At 43.6% G+C, this 15,415-nt stretch carries 14 protein-coding genes; 1 reads left to right on the plus strand and 13 read right to left on the minus strand.

Features of this window, described 5'->3' with window-relative positions; genetic code table 11:
- Nucleotides 1–86 precede the first annotated feature (86 nt).
- The 12 genes from efp to NQ541_RS08855 all read right to left on the minus strand — a co-directional run bounded on the left by efp (nt 87) and on the right by NQ541_RS08855 (nt 13,233).
- Nucleotides 87–644 (minus strand): elongation factor P, encoded by a 558-nt coding sequence (efp, locus tag NQ541_RS08800; RefSeq protein ID WP_005612826.1) that lies wholly within the window; start codon nt 642–644, stop codon nt 87–89.
- A gap of 110 nt (nt 645–754) precedes the next feature.
- A complete protein-coding gene (locus tag NQ541_RS08805) occupies nt 755–1,252 on the minus strand; it encodes a YqeG family HAD IIIA-type phosphatase (RefSeq protein ID WP_044904856.1) in 498 nt (165 codons plus the stop codon).
- Nucleotides 1,245–2,036 carry a shikimate kinase gene (locus NQ541_RS08810; RefSeq protein ID WP_023921216.1) on the minus strand — a complete coding sequence of 264 codons (792 nt, stop codon included), beginning with the start codon at nt 2,034–2,036 and terminating at the stop codon, nt 1,245–1,247. Before NQ541_RS08810 ends, NQ541_RS08805 begins: the two co-directional genes overlap by 8 nt.
- A gap of 114 nt (nt 2,037–2,150) precedes the next feature.
- Complete coding sequence (locus NQ541_RS08815; RefSeq protein WP_005612821.1) at nt 2,151–2,927, minus strand: peptidoglycan recognition protein family protein; 777 nt, start codon at nt 2,925–2,927, stop codon at nt 2,151–2,153.
- Nucleotides 2,928–3,108: 181 nt separating this feature from the next.
- On the minus strand, nt 3,109–4,563 hold the full coding sequence (guaB, locus tag NQ541_RS08820; protein ID WP_005612820.1) for an IMP dehydrogenase: 1,455 nt from the start codon (nt 4,561–4,563) through the stop codon (nt 3,109–3,111).
- Nucleotides 4,564–4,839: 276 nt separating this feature from the next.
- Nucleotides 4,840–6,465 carry a chaperonin GroEL gene (gene groL, locus NQ541_RS08825; RefSeq protein WP_023921214.1) on the minus strand — a complete coding sequence of 542 codons (1,626 nt, stop codon included), beginning with the start codon at nt 6,463–6,465 and terminating at the stop codon, nt 4,840–4,842.
- 120 nt (nt 6,466–6,585) lie between these two features.
- The gene (locus NQ541_RS08830; protein ID WP_005612817.1) at nt 6,586–6,870 is read right to left on the minus strand and encodes a co-chaperone GroES; all 285 of its coding nucleotides are present in this window, start codon (nt 6,868–6,870) and stop codon (nt 6,586–6,588) included.
- Nucleotides 6,871–7,105: 235 nt separating this feature from the next.
- Nucleotides 7,106–7,432 carry a hypothetical protein gene (locus NQ541_RS08835; protein ID WP_005612816.1) on the minus strand — a complete coding sequence of 109 codons (327 nt, stop codon included), beginning with the start codon at nt 7,430–7,432 and terminating at the stop codon, nt 7,106–7,108.
- A gap of 15 nt (nt 7,433–7,447) precedes the next feature.
- On the minus strand, nt 7,448–8,230 hold the full coding sequence (codY, locus tag NQ541_RS08840; protein ID WP_005612815.1) for a GTP-sensing pleiotropic transcriptional regulator CodY: 783 nt from the start codon (nt 8,228–8,230) through the stop codon (nt 7,448–7,450).
- A gap of 94 nt (nt 8,231–8,324) precedes the next feature.
- On the minus strand, nt 8,325–10,409 hold the full coding sequence (gene topA / locus NQ541_RS08845; protein ID WP_005612814.1) for a type I DNA topoisomerase: 2,085 nt from the start codon (nt 10,407–10,409) through the stop codon (nt 8,325–8,327).
- A 38-nt stretch (nt 10,410–10,447) separates the two neighbouring features.
- Complete coding sequence (dprA, locus tag NQ541_RS08850) at nt 10,448–11,548, minus strand: DNA-processing protein DprA (protein WP_005612813.1); 1,101 nt, start codon at nt 11,546–11,548, stop codon at nt 10,448–10,450.
- A 149-nt stretch (nt 11,549–11,697) separates the two neighbouring features.
- The gene (locus tag NQ541_RS08855) at nt 11,698–13,233 is read right to left on the minus strand and encodes a YifB family Mg chelatase-like AAA ATPase (RefSeq protein ID WP_005612812.1); all 1,536 of its coding nucleotides are present in this window, start codon (nt 13,231–13,233) and stop codon (nt 11,698–11,700) included.
- 272 nt (nt 13,234–13,505) lie between these two features.
- Here NQ541_RS08855 and sigK point away from each other — a divergent pair, with 272 nt between their 5' ends.
- A complete protein-coding gene (gene sigK / locus NQ541_RS08860; protein ID WP_023921211.1) occupies nt 13,506–14,126 on the plus strand; it encodes an RNA polymerase sporulation sigma factor SigK in 621 nt (206 codons plus the stop codon).
- Between the two features lie 56 nt (nt 14,127–14,182).
- On the opposite strand, the gene NQ541_RS08865 is transcribed toward sigK, so the two are convergent.
- Nucleotides 14,183–15,412: a peptidase U32 family protein gene (locus NQ541_RS08865; protein WP_005612810.1), complete on the minus strand. Its 1,230-nt coding sequence runs from the start codon at nt 15,410–15,412 to the stop codon at nt 14,183–14,185.
- Nucleotides 15,413–15,415 lie beyond the last annotated feature (3 nt).

Raw genomic sequence — 15,415 nt, forward strand, 5'->3', positions numbered from 1 at the left:
TCCAAACTAATTAAAAATATATAAAAAAGGAGCCGCAGACATGAACATCTCATGTATACGACTCTGACTAATTATGAATATCCGGATTATACTCTTGAGAGATACTCTCCAGTACGTGTATCGATTTTCAGAACATCTCCTGTCTCAACGAACAGCGGAACCATAACGGTAGCACCTGTCTCTACGATTGCAGGCTTTGTAGCACCCTGTGCTGTATCACCCTTGAATCCAGGCTCTGTCTCTGTAATCGCCAACTCTACGAACAGCGGTGGCTCTACAGAAAATACATTTCCATTGTGGGAACAGATCTTAACTGTCTCATTCTCTTTTACGAACTTCAGTGCGTCACCAACAACATCTGAGTTCAGTGCGATCTGATCATATGTCTCCATATCCATGAAGTTATAGAGATCTCCATCCTGATACAGATACTGCATATCTTTTCTCTCGATATGAGCATTCTCAAATTTCTCTGTAGGACGGAATGTCTTCTCAACAACTCCTCCACTGATGATATTCTTTAATTTTGTTCTTACGAAAGCAGCACCCTTTCCAGGCTTTACGTGCTGGAACTCCATAATCTGATAAATATTTCCTTCAATCTCGATTGTAATACCGTTCTTAAAATCTCCTGCTGAAACCATGTATAATCCTCCTTCAATAACTTATCATTCAGGCATTCGCTCATACCATTTTATACTAATTTTCTACTTTTTTCAATCCTTTTTTGCAGGTTGCCCTGTCTTAAATGCATTTATCTGCATTCTTTTTCATAAAAATGCAATACAATCTTCTCCAGATACCGTTTTAACACAATCTGGATCTCTTCTTTCGGATTCATAGGCTGCACAAGAATATTATGAATCCCGGCTCTTTTTGCTCCCCACACATCCGTAAAAAGCTGATCTCCGACAAATATTGTACTGGACAGATCTGTCCCCATCAGTTCCATCGCACGCTTATAATTACCTGTAGCCGGCTTATGTGCATTAAAAATATAATGCGTCCCTACATCCTGATTGAACATCTCAACCCGCTTCTTCTGGTTATTCGACAAAAGACAGGACTCAAACCCGATCTCTTTCAAACGTCTGAACAACTGCTTTGCCCGTTCATCTGCCGGAGCACCATGCGGAACCAGTGTATTGTCAATATCGAAAATTACACCTCTGTACCCTTCCTGATACAGCTTTTCAAATGGAATACTGTATGTTGATTCCATATATTCATCCGGGAAAAATTGATCAAACATTCTCTTCATCTAACTCCGTAAGCTTTGAGATAAGCTCTTCACTGATCTCAAGAATCGACTTATTATCTGTCTGGATCACAACATCCGCTGCCGCTTCATATTTCTCACGACGCTTCTCCATCATATCTGTAATAAACGGAACATTTTTATTTCCATTCAGGATCGGTCTGTCGTTGCTGTCCTTGACACGTTCATAAATTGTCTCAGGACTTGCCGTAAGCAGAACAACTCTTCCGTTCTTCTTCATCTCGACTACATTCTGCTCACGCATGGCAACACCACCACCACAGGAAATAATGCAGTTCTCACCCTCCTGCAGTTCTTTGAGAAGATTTGTCTCAAGATTACGGAAATATTCTTCTCCGTAAGTAGCAAAAATATCCGGGATACTCATCTCTTCACGTTCTACGATCTCCTGATCCATCTCCACCAGTTTCATGTCGAACATGGTGCTTAAGTAATCGGAAATCGTGGATTTTCCTGCTCCCATAAATCCAATCAGAACAATATTATATGAGAAGAGCTTTCTTGCCTGGATTCTCTTACTATTCCTTAAGATCCGCTTAAATACATCATGGATCTCATCCTGATATTTATTATCTTTCAGCTTCTCGTTCAGTCTGCGTTCCTGCTTGGCTTCCTGAGCCGGCTGGAGAATCGGCATACCATAAGTTTCTTTATAAGCCATGATCTTCTCGATAATGGCATTTCTCTCCACGAGTGCATCAATGATCTTATCATCACATAATGCAAGCTGCTCGCGGTACATTTCCAGATCGTTCATCCTAAAACCTCCACACTTCTTTATGCTTCTTACAGATTTTCCGCTAAAATCTTTTTTCGTCGCACAATCCATCTTATTATAGCAATTCAAAAGTGGGATAGCAAGGTTTTTCGATTATTCTTCAAGTGCCTTCCTTATATTATTTTTAAACTGTTTCCACGCAGCTTCATCTTCCACAAAATATTTCGGACAGATTTTCCCGGTCACATCATAATGACGGATGACCTGATCCTCATTCAGATTATATTTTTTACACAGCCATGCTGTAAGCTGAACCATCGACTGATAAGTTTCTTTTGTAAACTTTCCTGTTTCATCCGGGTGGCAGCACTCAATGGATACCGTATCCGCATTCCGTTCATTTGATGCATAAGCCATCTCCCATGTTGGCACACACTGGATGATCTCCCCTTCCAGTCCGACCACAAAATTGCTACTGGCCTCTGTCTCATGGCTGTCCTTCAACCCATTAAAATAATCCCTGTTCTCCTGTGCCGTACTTCCTGGATTTGCTGTATAATGGATCACAATCCCATGAATCTCATCAATCGTTGTGCCGGGTCTTGAATATGGATTTACATCTAGAAGCTGCACATCAATCACCGGCTCTGACGCATCCACGTTGACCGTTCCGTAATCGAATGACATACTGTCTGTTCCTCTGACTTTTCTGATACACGAACGAAGCAGAAGAACCACTGTCAACAAAAACAGCAGCAACACTCCGCTACGGATCAAGCGGTATTTTTTCACCGCTCTTCTTTCTCTCCCCGAAGGTCTGCTCCTTCTGTTCTTTTTTCTTTTATCTGTATTTCCAAAACCCGTTCTTTTCCTGTCCCATTCTCCTCTGTCCGATCTCATTTTTTCATCTCTTCTGTTTCCCTGTGCCATATTCCGTACCTCATATATAAAAATCTTTTGTCTTCACACAACTTCTTTACATATTGTTCATTATAGCATAGCTTTTCTAAAGGATTCTGAATAAAATCTTAGGACTTTCTTTTTAAAACTAAACAACTAAAAAAATAACCCCTTTCATTAGACTTTTTTGTCTAACAAAAGGGGGGCACTTTTATTCATCTACGCTGTAGTTCGGAGCTTCCTTCGTAATATGGATATCATGCGGATGACTCTCTTTCAGAGAAGCGGCTGAAATCTTTACAAAACGTCCGTTCTCTTTCAGTTCTTCAACCGTATGCGTTCCACAGTAACCCATACCGGAACGAAGACCACCCATTAACTGGAAGACAGTATCTTCTACTGAACCCTTATATGCCACACGGCCTTCTACACCTTCCGGTACGAGCTTCTTTGCATTCTCCTGGAAATAACGGTCTTTGCTTCCGTTCTCCATCGCTGCGATGGATCCCATTCCACGGTAAACTTTATATTTTCTTCCTTGATAAAGTTCAAACGTTCCCGGGCTCTCATCACATCCTGCAAAGATACTTCCCATCATACATACATTCGCACCGGCTGCGATCGCTTTCGTCATATCTCCTGAATACTTGATACCGCCATCGGCAATGATCGGGATTCCGTACTCTTTTGCCGCAGCATAGCAGTCCATAACTGCCGTAACCTGCGGTACACCGATACCGGCAACGATACGGGTTGTACAGATCGATCCAGGTCCGATACCGACTTTCACGGCATCTACTCCTGCCTCGATCAATGCCTTTGCTGCTTCTCCTGTCGCAACATTTCCTGCAACAACCTGAAGATCCGGATATGCATCCTTTACCATTCTTACAGTACGGAGTACATTAGCGGAATGTCCATGTGCGGAGTCCATAACAACAACATCGACATGAGATTTCACCAGTGCCTCTACACGATCCAGGCAATTTGCCGTAATACCAACTGCTGCTCCACAGAGAAGTCTTCCCTGCTCATCCTTTGCAGAAAGCGGATATTTGATCTGCTTCTCAATATCTTTGATCGTGATAAGCCCCTTTAAATTGCCTTCATCATCTACGATCGGGAGCTTTTCTTTTCTTGCCTTTGCAAGGATCTTCTTTGCCTCTTCAAGAGTAATTCCCTCTTTGGCTGTGACCAGTCCTTCTGAAGTCATGGACTCTTTGATCTTTTTGGAAAAATCTGTCTCAAACTTGAGGTCACGGTTCGTAATGATTCCTACAAGCTTACGTCCCTCTGTGATCGGAACTCCTGAAATGCGGAACTTCGCCATCAGATCATTTGCATCCTCCAGTGTATGCTCCGGAGAAAGGAAAAACGGATCAGTAATAACACCATTCTCAGAACGCTTTACCTTGTCTACCTCTTCTGCCTGCTGTTCGATTGACATATTCTTATGAATGATACCAATTCCACCCTGACGTGCCATTGCGATCGCCATGCGGTGTTCTGTAACTGTATCCATTCCGGCACTCATCATCGGGATGTTCAGTCTGATCTTCTTCGTCAGATATGTTGAAAGATCGACCTGATTCGGGATTACTTCCGAATACGCAGGTACAAGAAGAACATCATCAAATGTAATACCTTCTCCAATAATTTTTCCCATTATGCAAATACCTCTCTTTCCTTATAAGATCCAACTATTAGTGATTGTTACCTGTTATAGTACCTAAATTCAGATCAGTTGTCAAGAACTTTAAAACTTCGACAAAGTCAATCCTGTTGATTTATGTTAAATAGTATTATTAACTTCTGCTTATAACTGCCTCCGAAAAGCACTTTTTATTCCGAAAGTACTTGTATAATAAAAAAGTGCGGAAACGTCTGCACATTTCCGCACCCCATTTTCTTTTCCGGTTCTCAACAGGATGATGAACACTGCTTACATCATACCCATTCCGCCTGCACCGCCAGCCGGCATAGCAGGAGCATCTTCTTTGATCGTTGCCACAACTGACTCTGTTGTCAGCAGAGTAGATGCAACACTTGTTGCGTTCTGAAGAGCACTTCTTGTTACCTTTGCAGGATCAAGGATTCCCTTCTCAACCATATTGACATACTTCTCATTATAAGCATCAAATCCTGTGCCAGGCTCAGACTCTCTTACTTTATTTACAATAACTGCACCCTCAAGTCCCGCATTCTTTGCAATCTGATACAGTGGAGCTTCCAGAGCTTTCAGGATGATGTTCGCACCTGTCTTCTCATCGCCTTCAAGTTCATCAGCAAACTTCTTAACTTCTTTGGAAGCGTGAATGTACGCTGAACCGCCTCCACCGATAATTCCTTCTTCTACTGCTGCTCTTGTGGCATTCAGTGCGTCCTCCATACGGAGCTTTGCTTCTTTCATCTCAGTCTCTGTTGCTGCACCGACACGGATCACTGCAACTCCGCCTGCCAGTTTTGCAAGTCTTTCCTGAAGTTTTTCTTTATCAAATTCAGAAGTTGTCTCTTCAAGAGCTTTCTTGATCTGTGCAACACGGTCTTCGATTGCATTCTTATCTCCACAACCATCAACGATTACTGTATTCTCTTTCTGTACTTTTACAGATTTTGCACGGCCAAGCTGATCCATTGTCGTCTCTTTCAGGTCAAATCCAAGCTCTTCTGAGATCACCTGTCCGCCTGTCAGGATAGCGATATCCTGCAGCATTTCTTTTCTTCTGTCGCCATATCCCGGAGCTTTTACAGCTACTACGTTGAATGTTCCACGCAGTTTGTTCACGATCAGGGTTGTAAGAGCTTCACCTTCGATATCCTCAGCGATGATAAGAAGTCTTGCTCCTGACTGTACAACCTGCTCCAGAAGTGGAAGGATCTCCTGGATATTGGAAATCTTCTTATCTGTGATCAGGATATATGGATCATCAAGAACTGCTTCCATCTTCTCCATATCGGTTGCCATATAAGCTGAAATATATCCACGGTCAAACTGCATACCTTCTACAAGATCCAGTTCTGTCTGCATAGTCTTGGACTCCTCGATCGTAATCACACCATCGTTGGATACTTTTTCCATCGCATCTGCTACCATCTGTCCAACTGCATCATCTCCTGAAGATACGGCTGCAACTCTTGCGATCTGCTCTTTTCCGTTTACCTTGCTGCTCATCTCACGGATGGCTTCTACTGCTTTATCTGTTGCCTTCTTCATTCCCTTTCTTAAAACAATCGGGTTTGCTCCGGCCTCCAGGTTCTTCATTCCCTCATGGACCATTGCCTGTGCCAGTACCGTAGCTGTTGTAGTACCATCTCCGGCAACATCATTGGTCTTGGATGCAACCTCTCTGATCAACTGTGCTCCCATATTCTCAAATCCATCTTCCAGCTCGATCTCTTTTGCGATCGTAACACCGTCATTGGTGATCAGTGGTGCTCCGAAAGATTTATCAAGGACAACATTTCTTCCTTTTGGTCCTAACGTAACTTTTACTGTATCTGCCAACTGGTTTACACCTTTTTCAAGTGCTGCTCTGGCTTCTGAGCCATATTTAATTTCCTTTGCCATCTCACTGCATCTCCTTTTCATTCTTTTCGATCTATCATCTATCTCTGCTTCTCTGATCTGTTCCTGTTCTTCAGATCTGCCCGCCATTCTTCTCAGGATTTCTCCGGCTCTGAATGTACTTTACTCAACGATTGCAAGAATATCATTCTGCTTAACGATGATATATTCCTCGCCATCCAGCTCAACATCTGTTCCGGCATACTTGGAATAAATAACTTTATCTCCGACCTTTACCTGCATTACAACTTCTTTTCCATCAATATTACCGCCAGGTCCTACAGCGATAACTTCTGCCTCCTGCGGCTTCTCTTTCGCCTGTCCCGGTAATACGATACCGGACTTTGTAGTCTCTTCTGCTTCTAACTGCTTTAAAACGATCTTGTCACCTAATGGTACTAATTTCATTGTAATTCCTCCTTGATATTCAGCTTATTAGCACTCTTTTCACTTGAGTGCTAACCCATGAATATAAAATAGCACTCCACTTCCCATTTGTCAACCTAGTTTAGATTTTTTTTAGATTCCTTCCTGTATCGTACCTGCACGAATGCAGCCTGCCGGGTTTATGCAACCAGAAAAGAGCCACAGGTTCTTTCCTGTAGCTCTTCTTTACGTTCTTTTATGCCTTTTATGGGGTTTCTTATATGTGTCTCGTTGCCCGGCGGTCTTCGTAGATATTATAAAATCCATTCTCAATGCGGAACTTTAAGAGATTGATTCCCTCTGACCGGTATCTCTCTTTTACGACACCGGAACAGCACAGAAGTTCCGTCTTCGTGGAAATATAACACCGGTACTTTGCATCCAGCAGAATCGCTGTCAGTTCATCCTCTTTCAATTCAAGATAAATGTATTCGTCCTCGATATCATACTTATATACCCGGCAGGCTCGTGTTGTGTCGTCAAAAATTCCATCCGCAGATATCACTTTTTCCATTTGCAGATCAACAGGATTTCCCTCATACATAGCTGTCTTTCCTTCCTAATACATCCGCTCTTTCTCAATCCGTTCCAGTTCTGTAAATACATAATCGTTCAGTACTTTGATGTAAGTTCCTTTCATACCGGAAGACCGGGACTCGATCACACCCGCACTTTCAAACTTACGCAGTGCATTCACGATCACGGAACGGGTAATTCCTACACGGTCAGCCACTTTGCTTGCAACCAGAATCCCCTCTGTTCCGTTCAGCTCTTTAAAAATATGGATGATCGCTTCCAGTTCTGAAAATGAAAGGGTACTGATCGCAGCCTGGACAACATGCTCTTTTCTCGTCTCTTCAGCACTTTCTTCATTCACTGAACGAAGCATCTCAAGTCCGACAACCGCAGTGCCATACTCGCTGAGAATAATATCATCAATGGAATAGGTAGCATCCTGCTTATAAATAAATAATGTACCAAGTCTTTCTCCCGCAATATCAATCGGTGTAATGATCGCCTGACATCCCTCTACTGCATCAGCAGAAAATCCCAGAGTCTCAAGATTTACATTTTCCTTGGTAGACAGGACGCTTAAAAGACGCTCATTGAGCATACTGTCAATATGCGATCCGACTGCCTCGGTGATCAGTTCATGAATCTCTCTGACATGATCACACTTGCTGACTCCCAGAATCTTTCCTTTCTTACTGACAACCAGTACATTGGAGTCAAGAATCTCCGTCAGGACGGCACAGATATCATTAAACACTACTTTGCTGGAATTATTATTATGCAAAAGTTTATTAATCTTTCTGGTCTTATCCAATAATTGTACGCTCATTGTCTCCTCCACAATTCTAAGTTGTATATACAAATGCAAAAAATTTTGTAAGCAAGTCTATATTATCATACAATTCTGAAAACATCAATGTAATTTACGCATGATCCTGCTCTTTTTTCAGACTTGTTACATAACCACACTGCTCATCTGCACATACAAGCTTATTTCCCTTTTCAACCATATATCCACCACACTGTGGACACTTTTCTTTCGACGGCTTCTGCCATGACATAAATTCACATTCCGGATTATTCTCACAGCCGTAATATCTTCTTCCCTTTTTCGTCTTGCGGATCACGACATCTTTTCCGCATATCGGACATGGTACTCCGATTTTTTCCAGATACGGCTTCGTATTTCTGCATTCCGGGAATCCCGGGCAGGCAAGGAATTTTCCATGCGGTCCATACTTGATGACCATATTTCGTCCACATTCCTCACAGACTACATCAGTCACCTCATCCTCGATCTTCACACTCTCCAGCTCTTTTTCTGCTTTCTGCACAGCTTCGTCCAGATCCGGGTAGAAATTACGGATGACTTCTTTCCACGGTACTTTTCCCTCTTCAACCATATCCAGAAGCCCTTCCATATTTGCTGTGAAATGCACATCCACAATACTAGGGAAAGACTGTTTCATCATATTATTGACAACTTCCCCGATCTCGGTCATGTAGAGATTTTTTCCCTCTTTTGTCACATAGCGTCTTCCCAGAATCAGAGAGATCGTCGGAGCATAAGTACTAGGTCGTCCAATCCCCAGTTCTTCCAGTGTCTTTACAAGACTTGCCTCCGTATAATGTGCCGGCGGCTGGGTAAAATGCTGCTTTGGCTCAAACTCTTCTCTTGTCAGTACTGAATCCATACTCAGATTTCCGACAAGAACATTGCTCTCCTCTTTCTCTTCCTCTGCTTCTGTATAGACGCAGCGGAATCCGTCAAAAGCTACTTTTGAAGTTGCAACGGTAAAGCAATAACCTGCTGCCCCGATCTTAACCGCCGTTGTCTCATAACGTGCCGGCTGCATACGGCTTGCCGTAAAACGTTTCCATATCAGTTGATACAGACGGAACTGATCTCTCGTAAGAGACTCTTTTATTGCCGCCGGTGTCCTGGAAATATCAGTCGGACGGATTGCTTCATGGGCATCCTGGATCTTCTTTCCATCATTTTTGATCTGATTTCCTGCAGCCACATATTCCGCTCCGTAAACCGAACCGATATATCCTCTTGCTGCAGCATCTGCCTCATCCGAAATACGTGTCGAATCCGTACGCAGATAGGTAATGATACCTACGGTTCCACTGCCCTTGATATCCACACCTTCGTATAATTGCTGTGCAATACGCATCGTCTTCTGCGTTCCAAAATTCAGAGCCTTTGCTGCCTCCTGCTGCAAGGTACTGGTCGTAAACGGTAACGGTGCCTTGCGGATCCGCTCACTCTTTTTAATATCCGTAATCTGAAACTCTGCATTTTCCAGAGCTTTCAGAATCTCATCCATTTCCTTTTTAGAATGAATCGTCATTTTTTCTTTCTCAGTTCCGTAGAACTTTGCCGTCAGTGGACGTCTTTCGCCTTTTACCTTAAGAACTGCCTCCAGCGACCAGTATTCTTCAGGAATAAATGCATCGATCTCTGCTTCACGGTCTGCAATAATGCGAAGTGTCACTGACTGGACTCTTCCTGCACTCAGACCTCTTTTCACTTTCGCCCAGAGCAGCGGACTGATCTTATATCCCACCATACGGTCCAGCTCTCTTCTTGCCTGCTGGGCATCTACCAGGTTCATATCAATATCTCTTGGATTTTTCAATGATGCCTTTACTGCATTTTTCGTAATCTCGTTAAATGTGATACGCCGCATCTTCTTTTCGTCCAGCTTCAATGCTGTGGCAAGATGCCACGAAATAGCTTCTCCCTCACGGTCAGGGTCGGTTGCAAGAAAGACTTTATCTGACTTTTTTGCTTCTTTTCTGAGCGTTGCAAGGATATCTCCTTTCCCACGGATTGTAATATATTTTGGTTCGTAGTCATTGTCTACGTCAATTCCAAGCTGACTTTTCGGAAGATCCCTTACATGTCCCTGAGAAGCCGTCACGGTATAATTACTTCCAAGGAATTTCTTAATTGTCTTTACCTTTGCAGGAGACTCCACGATTACAAGATAATGTGCCATAAATCTACTTCCTCCATCCGGCAGAAGTATTCTTTCTTCTACCTTCTGATATAATAATTCTTTGAAACTTCTTTTATATATCCCTGTAACTCCAAAGATACCAGAACACGCATCAGTTTCCTGATTTCCAGTCCTGTCTCCAGCACTAAATGTTCCACATTCTTTGGATACAGACCGACACAACTATACACCAATTCATCTTCACTTTCAAGCGTTTTTTTATTTTTATCAGGTTTTATCTCCGTCTTTCTGCACAAATTATCCGGCATAATTCCCCATTCATTCAGCAGGTTTTCGGCTGACAGGAGTACACCGGCCCCCTGTTGGATCAGCCGGTTACAGCCGGTACTGAGCGGACTGTCTACCGGTCCGGGCAGAGCATAAACCTCCTTCCCCTGTTCCAGTGCCAGGTCGGCTGTGATGAGTGAACCACTCCGTTCTCTTGCCTCCATGATAAGGATCACATCAGACAGACCGCTGATGATCCGGTTCCTGAGCGGGAAATTGACAGCCAGCGGCGGCGTACCGGGTGGAAATTCAGACAAGATCCCACCTCCCTGCTCCAGAATATCCATATACAGACCAATATGTTCTCTCGGGTAACAGATATCCACACCACAGCCCAGAACTGCAAACGTTTTCCCCTTCTCCATCAACGCACCACGATGGCCCATTCCATCAATTCCTCTTGCCAGTCCGCTGATGACATCGACTCCTGCCTGTGCCAGCTTTCTTCCATATTCTACTGCATATTTTTCTCCGTAAGCGGTGCAGTTCCTCGCTCCTATGATCGCTGCCTTCTCAGTATCTTTTCCCGGAAGTTTTCCTTTCACGAATAATGCAAATGGAAAGTCCGCAAGCTGAAGTAATTTTGGGGGATATTTTTCTGAATAATACGGGATTATACGGATTCCTTTTTTCTTCATTTCCTCGCAGATTTTCTCCGGATCTTTCCTCTTTTGTGCCTGCCGGATTTCCTGACCGTCCTTTTCTGTCAGAAAAGGGAATTTTTTCAACTGCGTTTCTTCTATATAATATGCATTTCTGCACGATTTCAGAGCTTCATGAAGCAAATATTTTTTTCTTGCACCAAGTCCCCGTATCCCTGCAAACCATACCTCATATTTTTCCTGTCCCATATCCCTGCTCCTTTCTTTTGTTCTTTTTTATTGTTCTTTTTTATTTTTCTTTTTTATTGTTCTTTTTATTGTTCTTTCTGATTTCTTTCTATTTTCTTTCTCGTTCCATTCCACTTTCCACACAGGTTCTCTTCCCTTTTCTCTGCCTTCTATCTGCCCCAGTATTTTTTGTCAACCATGCGATATCCTAAAGCTTCACTCAGATGTTCCTCGCTGATTTTTTCCCTGCCATCCAGATCTGCGATCGTTCTTGCAACCCGCAGAATCCGGTGATAGGATCTTGCCGTCAGGCTGAACCGTTCAAATGCCTGACGCATCATAGCTTCTTCTTTGGTTCCCAATGCACAGTATTTTTTCAGCAGCTCCCCCTCAAGCTGTGTATTTCTTCTGATCTTCTTCCCTTCATACCGCTCTTTCTGAAGATTTCTCACCCTGCAGACCCGCATCCTGATCTCCGCTGATGCTTCTCCTTTTTTCTGTTCTGTCAGATTCTCATAATCAACTCTCCCTGCCTCCACACACAGATCGATCCGGTCTAAAAAGGGCTGGCTGATCTTTCCGAGATAAGCCTGGATCTGTGCAGGCGTACAGGTACATCGTTCCAGATTCGGATAGCACCCGCACGGACAGGGATTCATTGCCGCCACCAGCATAAAATCTGCCGGAAAGGTATATGTGCCATAATTTCTTGTAATACGAATGCAATGCTGCTCCAACGGCTGTCTCAGCACCTCAAGGACACCTTTTTTAAATTCAGGGAGTTCATCTAAAAAGAGGACACCCTGATGTGCCAGACTGATCTCCCCGGGTCTTGGAATCATCCCTCCTCCGATCAGTGCCGCCCTTGTTGCTGTATGATGCACGTTTCTGAACGGTCTCTTCCGGATCAGTGGCTGTTTTTCATTTACCATCCCCATAACACTGTAGATTTTCGTTACCTCCATACTTTCTTCCGTACTCATAGGTGGAAGGATCCCTGCGATACAGCCGGCTGTCATTGTCTTTCCACTGCCCGGAGGACCGATCAGCAGCAGATTATGACCTCCTGCCACTGCAATTTCTGCTGCCCTTCTGACATTTTTCTGTCCACAGAGATCTCCAAAATCTGGAAAACTCTCCTCTGTCTCTCTTTCCTGCACACTCCCGGTCTGCTGCACTTTCTGCGGCTTGCTCCCGCTTTTCAGAAACTCAATCGTTTCTTTCAAGTCCTTCACCCCGATTACCTGCATTTCACTGACTAAAGCTGCCTCCGCCTTATTTTCTTCCGGCACAATACACCTTCTGACTTCTCTTTCTTTCGCCTCTGCCACGATCGGCAGGATTCCGGGAACTTTTCTGACACTCCCGTCCAGTCCCATTTCTCCAATGATCAGAGTGTTCTGAATCCTGGACCCTGACAGTTCTCCGAGAGCAGTCAGTACTGCCACTGCAATCGGAAGATCAAACGATGCTCCTCTCTTCCGCATCGTTGCCGGGGACAGATTGATCACCGTCCTTTTTGCCGGAAAATCAAATCCTGAATTTTTAATTGCTGTTCTGACACGTTCTCCTGCCTCTTTTACTTCCGAGGCAAGATATCCTACCATGTGAAATACCGGCAGACCATTGCTGACATCTGCCTCCACATGGACAAATTCTACTGCAAGTCCTTCGGTTGCAGCAGATACTACTGTACTGAAACTCAATATGCACCTCTTTCCGAATAATAAAACCGTTCTTTTTACGAAATCACTTTCAATGAAACCTGGCTGAACCAGCCTGATCTGATCGCCAGAGCGGAATGCTCTGGAAATGTACTGACAGAATAGAGGACTCTCTTTCAAAAGTCAATGGAGTTTATTTTTCTTTTCCGGATTTTAGAAATTTTTTACTGAATCCCAGGCATTTTTCAGATGGAAAAGCACGATATAATATCCTTTTTCATACAATGATATCAAATGTGCTAAGAGGTGTATCCTTGAAGACATTTCCCAATCCCCTCACGCCTGACGAAGAAAAGTATTACTTTCAAAAGTACACCGAGGGTGATCTGGAAGCAAAGCACATTCTCATTGAGCGTAATCTGAGGCTTGTAGCACATATCGTAAGAAAATACCAGAATCTTGGTGAAGAAATGGAAGATCTGATCTCCATCGGTACGATCGGACTCATCAAAGCGGTCATTTCCTTTGATCCTGAAAAAGGAAACCGGCTTGCTGCCTATGCATCCCGCTGTGTTGAAAATGAGATCCTGATGTACCTGCGTGCCAGGAAAAAAGGGGGAAAAGAAATTTCTCTTTATGAACCCATTGGCACGGACCGGGACGGCAATGAAATACGTCTTTACGATATCATTGAAACTACTGATACTGATGTTCCCGAAAAACTGTATCTGAAAGAAAATATTCAAAAATTATATGAAAAAGTGGAGAGTGAACTCTCTCCCCGTGAACGTCTTGTATTAAAAATGAGATATGGTTTATATAATGGTGAAGAATACACGCAACGGGAAATAGCCTCTCTGCTTGGCATTTCCCGTTCTTATGTATCCCGTATTGAAAAAAGTGCTGTAGAAAAACTCAGGGTCTGGTTCTGCTGACCCGCAGGAACTGCCTCCGGCGGTTCCCTGCAGCTACATAATCAGTTTCTAACTTTTCAGACCTTTTCCTGCCTTCTCAACAGATCATATACATCCGCCTGCTCACTGAGTTCCACAAAAAGGATCTGCTTCGGATGTGGTGCATTTTCCTGTTCTTCCCCGTCCTGGTTGACGATCCGCACTACCTTCGCTTCAACATTCCGTCCGTCCGGCTTCATGATCTCGATGGTCTCGCCAACTGAAAACTTATTTCTCTGCTCAATCTGGATCAGACCATCTTTCACTTCTCCTACAATCCCCAGATAAGTGTATTCTTTAATGTACGTATTACTGTCATAGATCTGAGATTCCGAATCCGGCTTGCCAAAAAAGAAGCCGGTCGTAAACTGACGATAAGTACAGTTTGATATCTGATCCAGATACCACGGCATATTTTTTCTGTATAATTCCGGGTCTTTCTGATAATCATCCAGTGCCTTGCGGTAAGTTCTTGCAACCGTTGCAACATACAGAGCCGTCTTCATACGTCCCTCGATCTTCAGGCTGTCGATTCCCGCATCAATCAACTCCGGTATATGTTCGATCATGCACAGATCTTTTGAATTGAAAATATAAGTTCCACGCTCATTTTCATAAACCGGCATATATTCTCCCGGTCTTGTCTCCTCCACTACCGCATATTTCCAACGGCATGGATGGGTACATGCTCCCTGGTTTGCATCTCTTCCGGTAAAATAGTTACTCAGAAGACATCTTCCCGAATAAGAAATACACATCGCCCCATGGACAAAGGTCTCAATCTCCAGGTCTGCCGGAATTTTTGCTCTTAATTCCTTCAGTTCCTGCAGCGACAATTCTCTTGCCGATACCACACGGCTCGCCCCCTGCCGATACCAGAAATTATAAGTACCATAGTTGGTATTATTTGCCTGCGTACTGATATGACGTTCAATTTCCGGACAAACCTCTTTCGCAATATCAAAAACTCCCGGATCTGCAATGATCAATGCATCCGGTCCGATTTCCTTTAATTCTTCAAAATATGTGCGGACTCCATCGAGATCTCCATTATGTGCAAGAATATTGGCAGTCACATAAACTTTCACATCGTGTGCATGTGCAAATGCGATTCCTTCTTTCATGTCCTCCAACGAGAAATTTTTTGCTTTCGCACGCAATCCAAATGCTTCTCCCCCGATATAAACTGCATCTGCTCCAAAGATAACCGCTGTCTTCAGCACTTCCAGGCTGCTCGCCGGAATCAATAATTCTGGATGTCTGCTCATCGT

This window comes from [Ruminococcus] lactaris ATCC 29176 (assembly GCF_025152405.1).
Lineage (GTDB): Bacteria > Bacillota > Clostridia > Lachnospirales > Lachnospiraceae > Mediterraneibacter > Mediterraneibacter lactaris.

Coding starts and splice junctions, on each gene's coding strand:
- efp (WP_005612826.1), bottom strand. CDS start 644: ATGGTTTCAGCAGGAGATTTTAAGAACGGTATTACAATCGAGATTGAA.
- codY (WP_005612815.1), bottom strand. CDS start 8,230: ATGAGCGTACAATTATTGGATAAGACCAGAAAGATTAATAAACTTTTG.
- topA (WP_005612814.1), bottom strand. CDS start 10,409: ATGGCACATTATCTTGTAATCGTGGAGTCTCCTGCAAAGGTAAAGACA.
- NQ541_RS08805 (WP_044904856.1), bottom strand. CDS start 1,252: ATGTTTGATCAATTTTTCCCGGATGAATATATGGAATCAACATACAGT.
- NQ541_RS08835 (WP_005612816.1), bottom strand. CDS start 7,432: ATGTATGAGGGAAATCCTGTTGATCTGCAAATGGAAAAAGTGATATCT.
- NQ541_RS08865 (WP_005612810.1), bottom strand. CDS start 15,412: ATGAGCAGACATCCAGAATTATTGATTCCGGCGAGCAGCCTGGAAGTG.
- NQ541_RS08830 (WP_005612817.1), bottom strand. CDS start 6,870: ATGAAATTAGTACCATTAGGTGACAAGATCGTTTTAAAGCAGTTAGAA.
- groL (WP_023921214.1), bottom strand. CDS start 6,465: ATGGCAAAGGAAATTAAATATGGCTCAGAAGCCAGAGCAGCACTTGAA.
- guaB (WP_005612820.1), bottom strand. CDS start 4,563: ATGGGAAAAATTATTGGAGAAGGTATTACATTTGATGATGTTCTTCTT.
- dprA (WP_005612813.1), bottom strand. CDS start 11,548: ATGGGACAGGAAAAATATGAGGTATGGTTTGCAGGGATACGGGGACTT.
- NQ541_RS08815 (WP_005612821.1), bottom strand. CDS start 2,927: ATGGCACAGGGAAACAGAAGAGATGAAAAAATGAGATCGGACAGAGGA.
- NQ541_RS08810 (WP_023921216.1), bottom strand. CDS start 2,036: ATGAACGATCTGGAAATGTACCGCGAGCAGCTTGCATTATGTGATGAT.